Source organism: Empedobacter sp. UBA2044, assembly GCF_002333005.1.
GTDB lineage: Bacteria > Bacteroidota > Bacteroidia > Flavobacteriales > Weeksellaceae > Empedobacter > Empedobacter falsenii_B.
In genome coordinates, this window is the sequence record NZ_DDBA01000034.1 from 1 (window position 1) to 18,545 (window position 18,545).

Here is an 18,545-nt window from a genome sequence, read left to right on the forward strand (position 1 = left end):
TTTCAGGACGGGACACTATTTTAAAAATAAAAGACTTTTTTCTTATTTTATGACGATAAATCTGCATTGACATAAGAGAACCAATTGTTCCACCAATCAAAGTCACAAAACAAAGTGCTAATTCAGATACACGTCTTTTACCAATAATTGAGTTTTTTTATCTATTTTAAATAAAAAAAAAGAGAGGACGTTGATAAGGAGTAGAGTAAAAAATAAATATTTATCCATTCAGTGTGTGATTAAGTAGTAAAAATACTTATAATTAGGTAGATAAAAAATATTTTTCCTAGAAATCTATGTTGTTTATCTTTGTACTTCAAAATCATAAAAAATCTTCAAAAAATAAATTGTAAAATTCTAATTATAAAATAATTATGCAAGATTTAAAAGGGAAAAATGCTTTAGTCACAGGAGGTAGTAGAGGTTTAGGAAAAGCTGTTGCTTTGGCATTGGCTAAAGAAGGTGTTAATGTAGCTGTGACAGGACGAAATACAAAGACATTAGAAGAAACTGTAGAAGAGATCAAAAGTTTTGGAGTAAAAGCGGATTATTCGATTTTTAATGTAGCTGAAAAAGTTGAAGTGAAAATGCAACTTGAACGATTAATTGAGAGTTTTGGAGCGTTTGATATTTTGATTAATAATGCCGGTATTGCGGCTTTCGGAAGTTTTTTGGAAATGCCAGAAAATGATTGGGAAGAGATTGTGCGTACCAATTTATTTGGACCATATTATGTTTCTAAAGCTGTAATTCCTTCGATGGTAGAGTTAGGAAGTGGTGATATTATCAATGTATCTTCAACTGCAGGATTAAAAGGAAACGCAGTAACTTCTGCTTATTCAGCTTCAAAAGCGGGATTGATAGGTTTATCAGAATCATTAATGTTCGAATTAAGAAAGAAAAACATTCGTGTTACGACTTTAACTCCAAGTACAATTGCATCTGAGATGTCAAAAGATGTGTTGAAAATCACAGACGGAAATCCAGAAAAAGTGCTTCAGCCTGAAGATTTTGCTCAATTAATTGTCGATTTATTAAAATTAGATAAACGCGCAATGTTGGCATCAGCTTCTTTGTGGTCTACAAATCCTTAAAAATTGATTAATTAATCATATTTATAAAATCCAATTTCATTTAGAAATTGGATTTTTTTTGAAAAAATATTTTGCAGAATCATTTTTTATATTAACTTTGAATTGCAAAGTACTTTTAATATGAGCACAAATAATCCTGTAGAAAGTTTAAACGAAATCAAATCAATGATGCAACGCACATCAAAATTCACAAGTATTAGTGGATGGAGTGGTGTTTGGGTTGGAGTAGTGGGAATGATTTCTGCTTTTATCGCTTATGTTTTGATTCTACAAGATGCACTTCAAGTAAATTATAGAGGAACATTGACACCTATTTTAATGAATAATTTAGAAATTAAATTATTCATTTTAGGAATTGTAACTTTAATGGTTGCATGTATTGGAGGTTTCTTTTTTATGACCAGAAAATCGACAAAAGATGACGTTAAATTTATAAATCCAGTTACAAAACGAATATTGCGTAAATTTCTTTTTGTTTTAATCGTTGGAGGAATAGTAAGTTTGATTTTTATCAATAATTTTAGTTTTGCTTATGTAGCTCCAGCAACGCTTTTGTTTTACGGCTTAGCTTTGTATACGGTAGAACGTGACACAATTGTAGAAATAAAATATTTGGCAATGTGCGAAATATTTTTAGGGTTATTGGCTTTCTATTTTATTTTCAATGGTTTATTGTTTTGGTTTATCGGTTTCGGGCTTTTACATCTAATTTTTGGGATTTGGATGGTACGAAAATATGATTACAAAGCTTAAATTTGCAACATGGATTTTAATCTTAATAAATTAAACAAAGTCTTTGATAATCGTATTCGTGTGGGAATTATGAGTGCTTTGGTCATGAATGAAGAAATTTCTTTTAAGGATTTGAAAGACTTTTTAGATTTGACTGATGGTAACTTGGCTTCGCACTTAAAAAACCTAGAAGAAAACGATTATATTACTGTACACAAAGGATTTATAGGTCGAAAAACGAATACAACTTATTCGATAACAGCACTTGGAAAACAAGCTTTTCAGGAGCATTTGAACTATCTTGAAAAATTAATAAAGAATATAAAATAATTTTTTTTGCATTTAAACTTTGAAAAACAAAGTACTTTTTAAAATAAATAATAAAATTCAAACTTATGGAAAACAATGATTTAAAAAATGAATATCAACCTGAAAATCAATCAGTTTATTCACAAAACAAAACAATGATAAAAGGATTTTTGGTATGTCTTTTAGTTTTAGGACTTTTAATTCCGATTCCGTTCATATTAAATTTAATTGAAGAACGACAAGGAAACAAGGAAAAAGTAATTACCGAAATTTCAGATAAATGGAGTGGGAAACAGACGATTTATGGTCCTTTTATCGAGGTTACTTACATGGAAAATGTAAATGATGGACAAGGAAAAGTTGTGAAGCAACAAGTGAAAAAGTATATTTCTGCTAATGATTTAAATATAAATGGAACGATTGATACGCAGTTAAAAAGTCGTAGTATTTATGAAGCAGTAGTTTACAATTCGAAACTGAATATCAATTCGAAATTTAAGAATTATAGCGATATGCTTAATGAAGTGGAAGTAAGTGCAGAAAATGTAGTTTCGACTAAAATTGTTTTTGGAATCTCTGATTCTAAAGGATATGAGAACAAAGTAATTGTACAATCTAACAACAAAAATTATCCATTGAATATGGATAATATAACTTCTACAATTACTATTCAACCAGAAGTTAGAGTAGAAAATGGAGAATATTTGGAACAAGTGAGTACCACTAAAAAAGTGATGCCTGTGCAAATGATGTCTCAAAAAATAGATCCTTCTACATTCGATTTTAATCAAGTTTCAATCAATTTGGTGATGAAAGGTTCTCAAATGTTGAATATCATTCCATCTGCGATTAATACAAAAGTTGATTTGGCTACAAATTGGAAAGATTTGAAATATGATGGAAATTTTTTACCTAATTCTGATCCCGAAACGAAGAATGGAAAAACAAATGTAAAATGGTCTATTTATCAACAAAATCCTTTGCAAGGACAGATTTGGCAAGACGCTTCTAACTTTTCTGATTATAGTTTTGGCGTTAATTTCTTGCAGATGAACGATCATTATGACAAAACATATCGTTCGACAAAATATGCGATTCTGTTCATTGGATTAACATTTGTAGCATTTTTCTTTATCGAAAGCCGAAATAATTTCAACATTCACTTGGTACAATATGCGTTAGTTGGATTTGCAATCTGTGTCAATTTTGTGTTATTGTTATCGTTGTCAGAATATTTAGGATTTGATATTGCTTACTTTATTTCATCTGGTGCAACTATTTTATTGATTACATTTTTTGTCAATTCTTTCCTAAAATCATTTGGTTTCACATTCAAAATTACATTAATGTTAATTTTATTATACACATTTATTTACAGTGTTTTACAACTCAAAGAACACGCGTTATTAGTAGGAAGTATAGGATTATTTATCATTGTTGCAATCCTAATGTACTATTCAAAAAACATCGAATGGAACAAAACAAAATAACATTTGCACACTTATTTTTTGGGATTTTTGTCATCGGTCTTGTACTGATGGCAATTTCCTTTACGGATATTGTGATTAAAAATAATGATACAATTTTCAGCTTTTCTATTCTTATTTTAGAGCTTGTGATTTGCTTATTTGCAATGTCATTTTATTTGAAAATTGATAAGATTTCGGAGTTGTTTTTAGGAAAAATTTTCTCTAATTCTGGACAAATATTTGTTTGGACCAACATTACATGGCTTTGTATTCCAGTAGCTTTTGTTTTGGATGTAACAATTATTCGAGGATTTCATGATTTAAGTTTTTATTTGCCGCTTTTAGGTTATTTATTGTTTCTTTTAATTATAGTCGATTTTTTTGCAGCAATATTCTACACTAATTTTGATGATGAAGAAACGATAGGTTTTAATTATCTTAATTATTTTTCGATTTTTTTAGCGGTAGTTTTAATACTATTTTTTAGTTTGATTATAATACTTTTCGCTGTTTTTGAGTATCCTTCAATATCAATCTGTTTTATGATGTTTAATATTTACCTCATAAATATTATTACAAAAATTTTAAAATTAAAAGCTTAAAAATTTTTGTTATGAATGTTTACTTTGAAACTATGAAGATAGATATTCAATATTTTCAGCCAAAAGGAGAAGGTTATACACCAACGAATCGAATTATCACTTTAGATAAAATTTCAAATCAATTAAGATTTGATGATATCGATGATTAAAACATTCATAATATATAAAGTTTAAAATCTGATAAATATAAAAATTATTATTCAAATCTGTCAAATTTATAAATTAGCTGTGTGATTATCGAATAATTCTACTAAGTTTAAGGCTTGAAAATGCAATTGTAGTAATTTGCGAACCGTTTTTTAAAACAGATAGAATTATTAAATATATGAAAAGTAAAAAGTTAACCAATGTATTAACACTTGGATTTGCGTTGTTTGCGATGTTTTTTGGTGCAGGAAACCTTCTTTTACCTCCTTTGATAGGATTAGAAGTGGGTTCAAATTATTTCGTCGCGATGATAGCATTTGGGTTAACTGGTATTTTATTGCCATTTACTGGTATTTTATCTGTTGTTTTTTCGGGTGATAATTTTAATGATTTAGGGCATCGTGTGAACAAACATTTGGCGGCTATTTTAGGTACAATTATTATGATTTGTATCGGACCGTTAATTGCGATTCCTCGTACTGCCGCAACAACATTCGAAGTGGGATTAAAACCATTTTTTCCAACATTGGATCCGATGTGGGGATCGTTACTATTTTTTGCAGTAACACTTATTTTAGCGATTCGTCCCTCAAAAGTGGTAGACGTTATTGGAAATTATTTAACACCAGTATTATTGATTTTATTGACCTTATTAATAGTCATTGGAATTATATACCCAACCGCTGATTTCTTACCTTCAGACTTAACGATGATGCAATCTTTTTCGAAAGGTTTTATAGAAGGTTATCAAACATTAGACGTTTTGGCTTCTGTTATTTTTGCTGGAATTATTATTTCAGCAGCACGAGATAAAGGGTATACTGATACAAAAAGTAAATCTCAAATTGTAATTATATCAGGTTTATTGTCTACAACTTGTTTGTTATTTGTATATGGTGGATTGATTTATTTAGGTGCTACTTCTGGAATTACAAATCCAGAAATTTCTCGTGCAGAATTATTAATAGAAATCTCTCGAAATACATTAGGACAGTATGGGTTAATTGCAATTGCGTTATGTATGGCGTTTGCTTGTCTTACCACTTCAATCGCATTAACATCTGCGGTAGGTACATTTTTTGGACGTTTAACAAATGGAAAAGTAAGTTACACTGCTTTAGTGATTTTATGTACAGTAATATCGTTTGGTTTATCAATAAAAGGTGTAGACGAAATTATTAATTTTGCATATCCACCTTTGGCTTTCGTATATCCAATTACAATCACGTTAGTTATTTATATAGTGTTGTTTGGAAAAACAATTAAAAGCAAAACTCCTTATATTTTTGCATTAATAGCGTCTACAATCATCGCAATTTTAGGATTATTGAAATTATTAGGAAAGTTAGATGAATCGACTATAGAAAATCTGAATAAAATTCCATTTTTCGAATACGATTTAGGTTGGATTGCACCTTCGATTATCGGTTTTGTAATTGGTTTATTAGGTGATAGATTAAGAAAATAAAAAATCCTCGGAAAATTATTCCGAGGATTTTAACCAATCAAAACTACTATAAAAACACTAATTGAATAATGATAATGTCTATCTTTTATTCTTTTACAAATTTCTTAAAGTTTTGACTTTAAATCTATTATTCTTAAATGATTTCTTTTATGTCTAGATAGAATTAATTTATAACTATTTATTTATGATGGTTATAGAGAATTTCAATCACATGATTTAAGATAAGTTTATGAATTTTTCGTATTTTGAAAAATCAAAAAAATAATCCAAAAAAATGATCGAAAATTGTTCGCGTTGTAACGAAACAATGGAGTGTAAGGTAGATGATATTTCGAATTGTGCTTGTACTACAATTGTTATAAAAGATGAAATAAAAGAGTTTTTGAAGAAAACGCATTACAAATGTTTGTGTAATTCTTGTATAGAAAAACTGAATTATTTTGTAGAATTAGATCAAGAATATCCACATCCAACAATGCCTTCGGAGTTTGTTCCTCATATACATTATTATATCGAAAATGGGTATTGGGTTTTTACAGAATTTTTCCATTATCAGAAAGGAAAATGTTGCCAAAATGGTTGCAGACATTGTGCTTATGGTTATAAGAAATAAAAAATGGTTCAACTTACATTGAACCACTAACCAACCTAAAAATACTATAAAAAAACTCTATTTGATTAAGGATATTCTTCTTCAGAAAATCAACTTCATTATCCTTAACAACTATGAATAAATTATTTATGGTACAAAGGTAGGTAGATTTCTTAATTTGATAAATAAATTTATATTTATTTTTTTTATACTCAAATAGATAGAATTTATATTAATGTTAAGAAAATATTAAATTTACCTATTTATGAATATTTGCTAAAAAATCAATACTACATTTCCGAATGTTGTAATTCTAAGAAAAATATTGCATTATTTTTTTTGAAATTTTTTCAGCAGTTGTTTTATCTTCAGTTTCTTCCAAAGTTGTTACATAATCCTCTAAGAAACTTTTGATTTCTTGTTGATTAGAACCTTCAAAATTAGCTAAATAATCTTCGAAATCGATATTTCCTAAAACACGATCAAAGTAAGTTTTGGCTTCATCATATTTTTTCATGCTCACTAACAAAGGCGCAATGCTATGACTAATATAAAACTCGTTTACAGCAGCTTGTTCAGCATTTTCTTCTTTTTTGAAATGTGCAGAATTTAAGTAACTATTATAAGCTTCCACAGCTTTTTCATTTTCACCTAAAACCTCATAACAACGTGCTTTGAAGAATTTAATTTCGTAAAATTCGTCTTCATTCAGTTTATTGAAAAATGTAATACTTTCTTTGGGATTTGAATAAAATTTTCGGTATCCAATAATAAAATCTTCTACAAATTCTGTATCTGTTTGTTCAATAGCGAAATTCAATAAGTTTTGAGATTGTTCTTCTGTTAATTGTCCAATAAAAGCTTCCCAATAATTCACCAAAGTATTGAAATCATACGCCAAATCTTCCACAAAAATTTGTGCAGCAATTCGTAGAAATTTATCACCCAATTGATCGATTATTTCATGGTCTTCATCAGAAAAATCAGTTGAATTATACAATAGATTTTCGATAATTTCTGACGCCTTATCTTCTGAATAATCATTATTTAATTGTTTCAAAGCATTGCTAACATTGAATTCCATTTGTGTAAATTTTAAATTAAAAATCAACACAAAGGTAACTGATTTACTGCAAAAAAAACTTGATAATTTCAAAAGTTAATCGTCAATTCTAATGAGAATTTAATGAATAGTTTTTTTGAGAAAGTAGAATTTTAGTTATCTTGTGGTAGTTTTTATTAGTTTATTTAAAATAAACGTTTTATGTTACGAATCTATTCGATAGTACTAATTATATGTGGTTTTTGTTTTACAAAAGCTCAAAATTTGAATGTTGGCGCTCAGTTTCCGATTAATAAAATTGAAAATATCAATCAATCTTCAAACTTTAAAATTATTGTATTTACGCCAAGTTTATACAAAACGAATCCGTATGCGAGCATGATGACAACTTCGCTGAATTATTATTTTGTGAAGAATTTGGCATTTTCGTCTCAAAATCCACCAAAAATTGATGTGATTTATATTGTAAATGAAGATAATAAATGGAGTAAAGAACCGCAGCAAACGTTTGCTTTTAATGAAACGACTAATCAAAATAAGTTGGATGGAACGAAGGTAATTTATGATGAAGTTGGAAAAATTTACAATGCAATAGGGTTGAAACCTTTTAAGCAAAATTCAATTTCGAGTATAATTCCAACGTCAAATTCTAACAATGTTTTAGTAGAAAGTTCGATTCTTTTTCTAGTGGATCAAAACAATAAAATTTTGATGCGAGATAATGATTATCGTGCGCAAGGCGAACATCTGAAACCTTTGGAAAGATTGATTAAAAGAACGTCTAAAATCGATAACATAGAAGTAAATATCACAGAAAATAAAACCTTGAAGGTTGGTGATAAAGCACCAGATTTTATTTTGAATGGACCGAATTATAAGACTAATTCGACAGATAAATTTTTGAATGATAAATCGACTTTTAAAGTTTTAACGTTTTATCCTGCGGCGTTTAGTGGACAAATTTTGCCTGATTTTACGTCAATTGATACGAAAGCAGCAATGACTTGTGCTGCTCAAATTCAATTAATCGATCATAATCCATTGTTACAAAATGTAAAAAATTACGCAGTTTCTAGTTCTACAGATCCGTTGTTAGAATTATGGAAATCAGCTTTGCGAACAAATAATATTACGTATTTGAATGATGAGAATTATGCAATTTCGTTGATGTATAATTCTTATAATCGTTTAGGTTACAATAATAGAGCAACTTATGTGATTGATAAAAATGGAATTATTGTGTATGCAAATCCAGATTTGACGTTTGAAGATGAAGCAAAATTTCCAACTATTTTAGAAAAAATCATTCTGAATAGTAAATAAATTATGAATCAAATTGTGTAATATCTTCAAATTTAGCCTCAATCAAATTTCTTAAATCTTCGGGGTTTAGAATAATTTGTAAACCTCTTTTTCCTGCACTAATACAAATCTGATCTTGCAAAACAGCCAGTTCTTCTATGTAAGTAGGAAATTGCTTTTTCATTCCGATAGGTGAGCAACCACCACGAATATAACCTGTAACATTCAGCAAATCTTTCAAAGGAAGCATTTCGCAGTTTTTATTACCAGAAATTTTCGCAAATTTTTTCATATCAAGATGTGTGTTTGCAGGAATTACGGCAACTAAAAATGGTTCTATATTTCCTTTCAAAACCAAAGTTTTATAAATTCCTTCCGGATTTACGTTCAATGAATTTGCAACATGCAAAGCATCAATATGTTCTTCATCAACTTCATATTCGCGCAATTCGTACGAAATATTGTGTGTGTCTAAAATTCGTACTACATTTGTTTTAGCAGTTTTATTGCTCATTCTATAATAATTTACACAAAGTTATTACGAAAAACTTTTATAAAGGTTTTTCTATAGAATTATTGTCTAAGATAATTTTTTGAACGAAAATTTCTATTCTCAAAACTATTCTTACCTTTGCATTATAAATGAAGTTTTTGCAACACATATTACGTTTACCGTTTTTTAGCACTTATTATCGTACAATATTTGCTCGGGTAGACTATGTGTATACTTCGTATTAATTTTGTACGTCAAAAATTTAATCATAATCTACAAGCCCGAGCAGTTTTGCTCGGGCTTTTTTTATTTAAAAAAAATCATGGAAAATTTAAAAAGTTTAAAGGAAAATGTAGCTATTTTTTTACCAGAAAATGGATTGGAAGAAAAATTAAAATTAGCTGAAAAAGAAAATCGACCATTACGAATCAAATTAGGTTTTGATCCTACCGCACCAGATTTACATCTTGGTCACGCCGTTGTATTGAAGAAATTGAAAGAATTTCAAGATTTGGGACATCAAATAGTTATTTTGGTTGGGAGTTTTACAGCTCAGATTGGAGATCCAACAGGAAAAAATAAAAGTCGTCAACCGCTGAATGCAGAACAAGTTCAGAACAATGCGGAAACCTACATTAATCAATTGTCAAAAATTATTGATGTGAATAAGGCTGAAATTGTGTTTAATTCAGACTGGTTAGATCATTTACCTTTTTCGGATATTATTCAGTTGTTGTCAAAAGTTACGGTTGCACAACTGATGCATCGAAATGATTTTAATAAACGCTTCACCGAAAATACGCCGATTGCAATGCATGAGTTGGTTTACCCGATTTTACAAGCATACGATTCTGTTCAGATAAGTGCTGATATCGAAATGGGAGGAACGGATCAATTATTTAATTGTACAATGGGACGACAATTGCAAGAAACCAATGGAGAAGCTGCTCAGATTGTAATGTGTATGCCACTTTTGAGAGGAACCGATGGAAAGGAAAAGATGAGTAAATCGTTGAATAATATTATTGGTTTGACGGATGAACCAAATGAAATGTTTGGGAAAACAATGTCTATTCCAGATGATTTATTAGAAGAATATATTGCGTTAGCAACGGATTTTTCTATTGAAGAAAAAATGAATTTGAATGAGCGATTAAAAACAGATAATCCAATGTTAATTAAGAAATTAGTTGCAAAAAATATTATTATTCAATACCATTCTGTAAATGAAGCTGAACAAGCAGAAGAATTTTTTAACAATCAATTTCAGAAAAGAAATGATGAAAATAGAGTTTTCGAAGTTGTTAAAATTAGTTCTTTAAACTTTGAGAATGATAATATTACATTGTTAGATGTTTGTCATCAATTAAAGAAGGATTTATCGAGAAATGCAATCAGACGTTTGATAGAAAGCGGTGCAGTACAAATTAATGGAGAGAAAAAAATGGATGCTTTTGATGATTTTGAATTAAAAACCGAAACTAAAATTAAAATAGGAAAACGAGATTTCTTCGAGTTGAAGTAATAGTGAAAAGATGATTTACTATTTAGTAAATCATCTTTTTTATCTCCTATTTTCTTAATCTTGAAAAATTTGATCAAAATTTTTATATTTCTTTTTTAAGCGTTGTTTCGCTTTTTTGACTGAATCAGCCGAAATTCCTAAGATTTGCGAAATTTCTAAATTGTTCAAGCCTAATTTTAACAAATAAATAGTTCTCAAATTAGATTCGGTTAAAGATGGAAAATTTTGAGAAAGATATTTTACAAAATCGTTTTGTTCATGAGCAAAAATATTTTTGAAATTTCCCCAACTTTCGTCTGTCATTAAATGCGAATCTAAGAGATTAACTAATTCATTATATTGTTTTTCTTTGTTTATGGTACTTGAATTGGAAATAGAATTGATTTCATTTTTTAATGTAACTATTTGTTTATTCTTTTCAGACAAATAAGTTTTATAAGATTCTAAAGTTTGAGCAGTTTTATTTAATTTATTTTCAGATTTAAGTTTTTCATTTTGAATAGATAATATTTTATTATCGTATGTAGAATTTTGTATTTTTATTTTTCGACGATAAGAAATTATTACAAATAAAATGATAATGATTAATAGAAAAGAAATAAGAAATAATGCATTTTTTAGGATGGTTGTTTTCTCTTGTTCTGCTTTTTCTGCTTCAAATTTAAAGTTGAAATTATCTTGTTGAATTTTCCAATTAATTTCATTAATCACATTTTGGCCATCAGTTTTTTGCAACTCTAACTCCAATTCATCTAGTTTTCTTCGGCTAATTAACTCCTCATTGATATTATTGTTTTTTACAGCAATTTCTAATAAGATTTTATAAATGTCATATTCAAAACTGTTCAAATAAATTTTCTGAGAAGCATATTCTTTTGCTTCATTCAAAATTATTTTAGCATCATCAATTCGATTTAATTGCAAGTACAATTTTCCCAATTGAATATTAGCGTACATTAAATTTCGAGCGTTTTTTAATTTTTTAGAAATTTCAATATCTTTTTTCAAATTATCAATCGCTAAATCGTACTGTTTGTTGAGAATATTTATAGAGGCAATATCACCTAAAGCTTTTGCATATCGAATTTCGTCCTTATTTTGAATTGCATATTCTTTTGTTAATTCGAAGTAATTATTTGCTTTATTAATATTATTTTTATTCATAAAAACATGACCAATCGCATTCAGAATTGTTCCATATTCGTGGTCTTTTTTGTTGGTATATTTTAAAGCTAACAAAAGATATTTTTCACTTTTATCAAATTCTTTTACATTCATAAAGTAGAATGCATTCTTTTTGTAAACATCACTTTTAGAAAAAATATCCTCATCTTTTGTTAAGTCGAGAAGTTTTGATGCTTCCATAAAATATGGATAAGCATTTTGATATTGGCTAAAATTATAATAGTAATACCCATATTGTGTATTCACCCAAATTTGTAATTCTGGTGAGTTAACATTTTTTGAAACTTTTAATGCAGACTCAAATAACGAATTACTTTTTTTGTTTAATTTATCGTTGGTTTGTGCATAGAGATTAGCTAAATAAACTTGATAAATTGATTTTAGACTTTTTGATAAAAAAGAAGTTGATGAGATATCTAATTTCTTGAAATTATTTTGCAATTGAATAGTATCTGTCACATTTTTATTCTGTTCGATGATTTTTTCAATAAGAATACGTTCATCATTTTTACTAATAGAACTAAATGATGATAAAAATAAAAAAGGAAAGAGTAGGAGCGTAAAAAAAATAGAAACTTTCAATATATTATTTTTTCAAATATAGACCGAAAAAATTGTAAATCTTAACAAAAAATTGAATTATTTTTATGTTTTACTTCATTTTCAAAGTATTGATATTTAGATGAATATGAAATGTCCCCCCAGTTGTCCCCCCTCTAAATTGAGTATTTATTTTTTTTATTATCTATTTTTGAATTAAGTATCTCGAAAGATTACTAATCTATCATCAAACTATTAATTAAAAATTTTAGACTCTTCAACTACTTAAACCTATTTATAAATCCAATTACAAAATTATCTCCTCCATAATGTATGTTATGGGGGAATTTTTTTTGAATTTTTTTCTTTGTAATTTAGTTTAATATTTTAATTAGAAAAGAACGGATGAGAAAAATAAACTACTCAGTGTTGGATTTGGCTTATGTAAGAGAAGGAGATACATTAAATCAAACGTTCAAAAACACGTTAGATAACGCAAAATTTGTAGACGAAATAGGGTATAGCCGTTATTGGTTATCTGAACATCATAATATGCAGAATGTAGCGAGCGCGGCAACTTCTTTATTAATAGGCTATGTAGCAAATGGAACTTCAAGAATTAAAGTTGGTTCGGGAGGAATAATGCTACCTAATCATACTGCTTTATCAGTTGCAGAACAATTTGGGACTTTGGATGCGCTTTATCCAAATCGTATCGATTTAGGTTTAGGTCGTGCGCCAGGAACTGATCAATTAACAGCTTCTATTTTGCGTAGAGGAGATAATTTTATGAATTACGATTTCGAAGCTGAAATCAAAAATCTACAAAACTATTTTAGTTTAGATAATAAAGAAAGTAAAGTGCGTGCGATTCCTGGAGAAGGAGCAAATGTGCCGATTTATATTTTGGGATCAAGTACAGATTCGGCTTTTTTGGCGGCTAAATTAGGTTTACCTTATGCATTTGCGGGGCATTTTGCGCCACAACAATTTTATAATGCGGTAGAGATTTATCGTTCTCAATTTCAACCTTCAGAATTTTTGCAAGAACCTTATACGATTGCTTGTGTCAATGTAATTGCGGCGAATACAGACGAAGAAGCGCATTATTTATCGATGTCGATGTACCAAGGATTTTTGAATATTATTACCGATAAACGCCAACCAATTGTTCCACCCGAAAAAACACAATTAGAATTGGCTTCGCCTGAGCAAAAATATATGCTAAAAGGAATGACAGCTTTGTCTTTTATTGGAAGTAAAGGTGCTTTGGCGCAGAGTTTAGATGAATTTATTTTTGAATCTAAAATTGATGAAATTATGGTTTCTACGAATGTTTTTGATCAAAAAGCAAAACGAAAATCGTATCAAATTGTAAGTGAATTATTTCGTTAAATGAAATCAAAGAAATCAATCTCAAAGTTCAAGTATTATTCAATGTTTGTTGATCAATTCAAAGATCAATTGACGATTGTTTTGATGCTAAATCTTGTTTTATTTTTTATTGCAAACCATTGGAGTTATCTTGTTCCTGAAGAATTTTTGTTTGTAAGTCACAAAGATATTTTTGGCTTATTTAGAGAACAATTTGTGCTGAATGAATTTTTTGAGGTATTGGCTTATACTTTTTTGGGCGCTTTATTTATCCATTTCGGAACATATAAAATGAATAAAATCTGGATTTTTAGGCTTAATGCGTTGCTTTTAGTAATTGTTTCCACTTATTTTTGGACAATTCCTTTGCTGCAAAGTGCTGAGATTGTTTTACAAAAAGGTCATCCTTATTTTATTGCGGCGATTATTGGTCAAATTCTTTTGTATTTGATTGTCGGAAACGAATTTTTAGGTTCAATCAAAAATAAAAGAAAACAACCCAAAATCAATCATTCTTAGTTATATTTGCCAAAACTTAATTTTTACAAAAATCAAACTATGTACTCATTTGATAAATTTCACGAATTAATTGCCGAAACAATCGATAAAAATCCATTTTCTAAAAATCCAGAAGAATTATACGAACCGATGGATTATATTTTGAATATTGGTGGTAAAAGAATTCGTCCAATTTTGACTTTATTGGGAACTGATTTGTTTGATGGTGAAGTTGAAAAAGCGTTGAAACCTTCGTTAGCGATTGAGTTTTTTCATAATTTTTCGTTGATGCACGACGATATTATGGACAATGCTTCATTAAGAAGAAGTAAACCAACAGTTCACGAAAAATTTGGATTAAATACAGCGATTCTTTCTGGTGATGCGATGTTGGTAAAAGCATATCAATATTTAGAAGATTTAGAACCAGAATTATTTAAACGTTCGACAAGATTATTTTCTAAAACTGCTTTAGAAGTTTGTGAAGGACAGCAATTGGATGTGAATTATGAAACAAAATTGAATGTTTCATACGAAGATTACATCAAAATGATTTCTCTAAAAACGAGTGTTTTACTTGGTTGTGCTTTGAAATTAGGCGCAATGATTGGAAATGCTTCGGAGGAGGATTCAGATAAATTGTACCAATATGGTTTGAATTTAGGAATCGCGTATCAATTGAAAGATGATTATTTGGATGTTTTTGGTAGCCTTGAACATTTAGGTAAAAAACACGCTGGAGATATTTTCGAGAATAAGAAAACGATTCTTTACATTTCTGCTTTAGAAGCGGCAAACGAAGAAGAAAAAGAGGAATTATTATATTGGTATAGTTCAAATACAGATAATATCGATAAGGTATATGCGGTAGAAAAATTATTCAGAAAACTGAATGTTAACCGTAAACTTTCAACGTTAATTAGAGAATATACGAATAAAGCGCACAGCTATTTGGATCAAATTGATGTTCCAGAAGAACGTAAATCTTATTTGAGAGAATTAAGCGAAGTTTTAATTGATCGACAAGGATAAAAAATGCAATTTCGAACGTCTTTTCAAATTCAATCTTCTGATTTTAAACTCAATCATCAACACAAAATATTGACGATAGGTTCTTGTTTTTCAGATGAAATTGGAAAGCGTTTGACCGATTTAAAGTTTGATGGATTAATTAATCCATTTGGAGTGATTTTTAATTCACATTCCATTCAAAATTTAATAGAAAGAAGCATTCATAAAAAATATTTTACAATAACTGATGTACATCAAAACGGAGAAGAATTTTTCTGTTTCGATGTACATTCGTCGTTTAATGCGTTGACGAAAGAAGCTGTTTTAGAGGAATTAAATTCAACAATCAATCAGGTTCATGATTACATTCATTCTTGTGATGTGTTGATGATTACATTGGGAACATCGTGGATTTATGAATGGAAAACTTCAAATCAAGTTGTCGCGAATTGTCATAAAGTTGAGGCAAAACAATTTGAAAAAAGATTATTAACAACAGAAGATAATCTAAAATCGTTGGAATTGATTGTTTCAGATTTGAAGAAAATTAATCCAACTATTCGCATCATTACAACAGTTAGTCCTGTTCGTCATACAAAAGATGGAATGATCGAAAATAATGTAAGTAAAGCTAGACTGTTGGATGCTTTATATCAATTAAGTCTTCAAAATAATCAAGTTGAATATTTCCCGTCATATGAATTAGTTTTAGATGATTTGAGAGATTATCGTTTTTTCAAAGAAGATTTGATTCATCCATCGAAACAAGCCGTTGATTATATTTGGGAAAAGTTTTCAGAAACTTATTTCGAGCAATCAACGCAAACAATTATTCAAAAAATAAATAAAGTTATTTCAGCAATTAATCATCGCCCTTTTAATGAAGGATCAGACAATTATCAACAATTTTTAGTAAAAACGATTACATTGATGAATGAATTAGAAAAAGGAAATCAACTTGATTTTTCAGTTGAAAATGAACTTTTGAAATCAAAAATAAAACATGTTAATTGATACACATACACATCTATATTCGGAGCAATTTGAGAATGATATAGATGAAGTAATTGCGCGAGCAAAGCAAAATGGAGTAGAGCGATTTTATTTGCCAGCAATTGATAAAAGTTACACGGATAGAATGTTGGCGTTAGAAGCTGCTCACCAAGATTCGATGTTTGCGATGATGGGTTTGCATCCGTGTTCGGTTCATCCAGATACAATAGAAGACGAATTGGCTCATGTGCGCGAATGGATTGATAAACGACCATTTAAAGCAATTGGCGAAATCGGAATTGATTTGTATTGGGAAAAAGAATTTTTACAAACGCAACAAGATGCATTTAAAATGCAAATTGAATGGGCAAAAGAAAAGAATTTACCAATTATCATTCATTGTCGAGATGCTTTCAATGAAGTTTTTGAAGTGTTAGAAGAAGTGAAAGATGAAAAATTATTCGGAATTTTTCATTGTTTTTCAGGAACAAAAGAAGATGCACAACGCGCAATAGATTTCAATTTGAAATTAGGAATTGGTGGAGTTGTAACCTTTAAAAATGGTAAAATAGATCAATTTTTAGGTGATTTTGATATCAAACATATCGTTCTCGAAACAGATTCACCTTATTTAGCGCCAGTTCCGTTTCGTGGAAAACGAAATGAAAGTAGTTATTTGACACATGTTTGCGATAAGTTGGTTGATATTTACCATCAAACACCAGCTGAAATTGCAGCAATTACAACAAAAAATGCGTTTGACATTTTCGAACGTTAGGATAAATCAGAATAGAAAAATTATATTTGCAAAAGAAAACCTTTGACAAGATGAAATACAAAAGAATATTACTTAAATTGAGTGGTGAAGCATTAATGGGAGATTTACAATATGGTATTGATCCAAATATGCTGAAACAATATGCGCAACAAATTAGAGAAGTTGCTGAACTTGGTTGCGAAGTGGCAATCGTAATCGGAGGTGGTAATATTTTTAGAGGTGTACAAGGTGTTGCTTCTGGTATGGATCGTGTACAAGGAGATTATATGGGAATGTTGGCAACTGTGATTAACAGTATGGCATTGCAAGGAGCTTTGGAAGATGCTGGTGTTAATACACGTTTACAAACGGCTATTCGTATGGAGCAAATCGCAGAACCATTTATCAAAAGAAGAGCTACGCGTCATCTAGAAAAAGGTCGTGTCGTAATTTTTGGTGCAGGAACAGGAAATCCATATTTTACAACAGATACAGCAGCCGTTTTGAGAGCAATTGAAACGCAAGCTGATGTTATTTTGAAAGGAACTCGTGTTGATGGAATTTATACTGCAGATCCAGAAAAAGATCCAACAGCAGAGAAATTCGAAACAATTTCTTATCAAGAAGTTTACGATAAAAACTTAAAAGTAATGGATATGACAGCTTTTACTTTGAGTGAAGAAAATAATTTACCTATTATTGTATTTGATATGAATACAGATGGTAACTTGAAAAAATTAATTTTAGGAGATAACGTAGGTACTCTAGTAACAAATAAATAAATCCCGAAATGGAAGAATTAGATATTATTTTAGAAACGGCTAAGGAGCAAATGCAGGGAACTGTAAGTCACTTAGAGGTTGCATTCGACAAATTAAGAGCAGGTAAAGCTACTCCTGCAATGTTAAGTTCAGTTCGTGTTGATTACTACGGAAGTTTATCTCCGTTAACTCAAATTGCAAATGTAAATACACCAGATGCAATGACATTGAGCATTCAACCATACGAGAGAAATTTAATTCATGAAATTGAAAAAGCAATCATCAATGCTAATTTAGGTTTTGCACCTTCTAACAATGGAGATACAATTATTATCAGTATTCCTCCAGTAACAGAAGAACGTCGTAAAGAGTTGGTGAAAATGGCCAAATCGGATATGGAAACTGCTAAAATTTCTCTTCGTAATGCACGTCAAGATGCGAACAAAGCGTTAAAAGCTGTAAAAGAAGCTTCTGAAGACATGGTGAAAGATTACGAAACACGTGTTCAAGGATTAACAGACAAGTTTTCTAAGAAATTAGAAGAAGCTTTAACGAAAAAAGAAGCTGAAATCATGAAAGTTTAATCTTTCTTGAAAAAAAAATATTTTAAGGCAGCGTTTCGCTGCTTTT

General features: G+C 29.4%; 20 protein-coding genes. 16 read left to right on the forward strand and 4 right to left on the reverse strand.

The features are described 5' to 3' along the window. On the reverse strand, positions 1–106 hold a 106-nt coding region (locus tag B4E59_RS14655; protein ID WP_414646271.1), incomplete at its 3' end, for a DUF1294 domain-containing protein. 268 nt (positions 107–374) lie between these two features. On the opposite strand from B4E59_RS14655, the gene B4E59_RS05650 reads away from it, so the two are divergent. The 7 genes from B4E59_RS05650 to B4E59_RS05680 all read left to right on the forward strand — a co-directional run bounded on the left by B4E59_RS05650 (position 375) and on the right by B4E59_RS05680 (position 6,434). Further along, positions 375–1,094 carry a 3-ketoacyl-ACP reductase gene (locus B4E59_RS05650; protein WP_221856283.1) on the forward strand — a complete coding sequence of 240 codons (720 nt, stop codon included), beginning with the start codon at positions 375–377 and terminating at the stop codon, positions 1,092–1,094. 120 nt (positions 1,095–1,214) lie between these two features. After that, the gene (locus B4E59_RS05655; RefSeq protein ID WP_219034337.1) at positions 1,215–1,847 is read left to right on the forward strand and encodes a hypothetical protein; all 633 of its coding nucleotides are present in this window, start codon (positions 1,215–1,217) and stop codon (positions 1,845–1,847) included. A gap of 9 nt (positions 1,848–1,856) precedes the next feature. Beyond that, entirely contained in the window at positions 1,857–2,156 is a 300-nt protein-coding gene (locus B4E59_RS05660; RefSeq protein WP_038331250.1) for a winged helix-turn-helix domain-containing protein, read from the forward strand. A gap of 65 nt (positions 2,157–2,221) precedes the next feature. After that, positions 2,222–3,625, forward strand: a complete 1,404-nt coding sequence (creD, locus tag B4E59_RS05665) for a cell envelope integrity protein CreD (RefSeq protein WP_286495193.1) — start codon at positions 2,222–2,224, stop codon at positions 3,623–3,625. Then, entirely contained in the window at positions 3,607–4,206 is a 600-nt protein-coding gene (locus B4E59_RS05670) for a hypothetical protein (RefSeq protein ID WP_219034339.1), read from the forward strand. The genes creD and B4E59_RS05670 overlap by 19 nt, the downstream gene beginning before the upstream one ends. Before the next feature lie 325 nt (positions 4,207–4,531). Next, complete coding sequence (gene brnQ / locus B4E59_RS05675) at positions 4,532–5,821, forward strand: branched-chain amino acid transport system II carrier protein (protein ID WP_291051914.1); 1,290 nt, start codon at positions 4,532–4,534, stop codon at positions 5,819–5,821. Positions 5,822–6,095: 274 nt separating this feature from the next. Beyond that, positions 6,096–6,434, forward strand: coding sequence for a cysteine-rich CWC family protein (locus tag B4E59_RS05680; RefSeq protein ID WP_038331257.1), 339 nt, complete (start codon positions 6,096–6,098; stop codon positions 6,432–6,434). A 292-nt stretch (positions 6,435–6,726) separates the two neighbouring features. On the opposite strand, the gene B4E59_RS05685 is transcribed toward B4E59_RS05680, so the two are convergent. After that, entirely contained in the window at positions 6,727–7,497 is a 771-nt protein-coding gene (locus tag B4E59_RS05685) for a hypothetical protein (protein ID WP_286495190.1), read from the reverse strand. Positions 7,498–7,677: 180 nt separating this feature from the next. On the opposite strand from B4E59_RS05685, the gene B4E59_RS05690 reads away from it, so the two are divergent. Next, on the forward strand, positions 7,678–8,799 hold the full coding sequence (locus tag B4E59_RS05690) for a redoxin family protein (RefSeq protein WP_291051917.1): 1,122 nt from the start codon (positions 7,678–7,680) through the stop codon (positions 8,797–8,799). A gap of 1 nt (position 8,800) precedes the next feature. Here B4E59_RS05690 and ybaK read toward each other — a convergent pair whose 3' ends face one another. Further along, positions 8,801–9,292, reverse strand: a complete 492-nt coding sequence (gene ybaK / locus B4E59_RS05695) for a Cys-tRNA(Pro) deacylase (protein ID WP_125349287.1) — start codon at positions 9,290–9,292, stop codon at positions 8,801–8,803. Between the two features lie 301 nt (positions 9,293–9,593). Between ybaK and tyrS the strand changes: the two genes are divergently transcribed. Further along, positions 9,594–10,796, forward strand: a complete 1,203-nt coding sequence (gene tyrS, locus B4E59_RS05700) for a tyrosine--tRNA ligase (protein ID WP_125349288.1) — start codon at positions 9,594–9,596, stop codon at positions 10,794–10,796. 54 nt (positions 10,797–10,850) lie between these two features. Here the strand turns inward: tyrS and B4E59_RS05705 are convergent, their stop codons facing one another. After that, a complete protein-coding gene (locus B4E59_RS05705) occupies positions 10,851–12,563 on the reverse strand; it encodes a transcriptional regulator (RefSeq protein WP_286495188.1) in 1,713 nt (570 codons plus the stop codon). Positions 12,564–12,926: 363 nt separating this feature from the next. Here B4E59_RS05705 and B4E59_RS05710 point away from each other — a divergent pair, with 363 nt between their 5' ends. From B4E59_RS05710 to frr, 7 genes are read left to right on the forward strand one after another with little or no spacing between them, the layout of a single operon-like run. Further along, positions 12,927–13,916, forward strand: a complete 990-nt coding sequence (locus B4E59_RS05710; RefSeq protein ID WP_115001001.1) for an LLM class flavin-dependent oxidoreductase — start codon at positions 12,927–12,929, stop codon at positions 13,914–13,916. After that, positions 13,917–14,414 carry a hypothetical protein gene (locus B4E59_RS05715; protein WP_115001000.1) on the forward strand — a complete coding sequence of 166 codons (498 nt, stop codon included), beginning with the start codon at positions 13,917–13,919 and terminating at the stop codon, positions 14,412–14,414. 39 nt (positions 14,415–14,453) lie between these two features. Continuing rightward, positions 14,454–15,425 carry a polyprenyl synthetase family protein gene (locus B4E59_RS05720; RefSeq protein ID WP_115000998.1) on the forward strand — a complete coding sequence of 324 codons (972 nt, stop codon included), beginning with the start codon at positions 14,454–14,456 and terminating at the stop codon, positions 15,423–15,425. Positions 15,426–15,428: 3 nt separating this feature from the next. Further along, a complete protein-coding gene (locus tag B4E59_RS05725) occupies positions 15,429–16,418 on the forward strand; it encodes a GSCFA domain-containing protein (RefSeq protein WP_221855401.1) in 990 nt (329 codons plus the stop codon). Continuing rightward, the gene (locus B4E59_RS05730; protein WP_221855403.1) at positions 16,408–17,175 is read left to right on the forward strand and encodes a TatD family hydrolase; all 768 of its coding nucleotides are present in this window, start codon (positions 16,408–16,410) and stop codon (positions 17,173–17,175) included. The genes B4E59_RS05725 and B4E59_RS05730 overlap by 11 nt, the downstream gene beginning before the upstream one ends. Positions 17,176–17,225: 50 nt before the next feature. Continuing rightward, complete coding sequence (pyrH, locus tag B4E59_RS05735; protein ID WP_115000992.1) at positions 17,226–17,936, forward strand: UMP kinase; 711 nt, start codon at positions 17,226–17,228, stop codon at positions 17,934–17,936. An 8-nt stretch (positions 17,937–17,944) separates the two neighbouring features. After that, the gene (gene frr, locus B4E59_RS05740; RefSeq protein ID WP_115000990.1) at positions 17,945–18,499 is read left to right on the forward strand and encodes a ribosome recycling factor; all 555 of its coding nucleotides are present in this window, start codon (positions 17,945–17,947) and stop codon (positions 18,497–18,499) included. Positions 18,500–18,545: the final 46 nt, after the last annotated feature.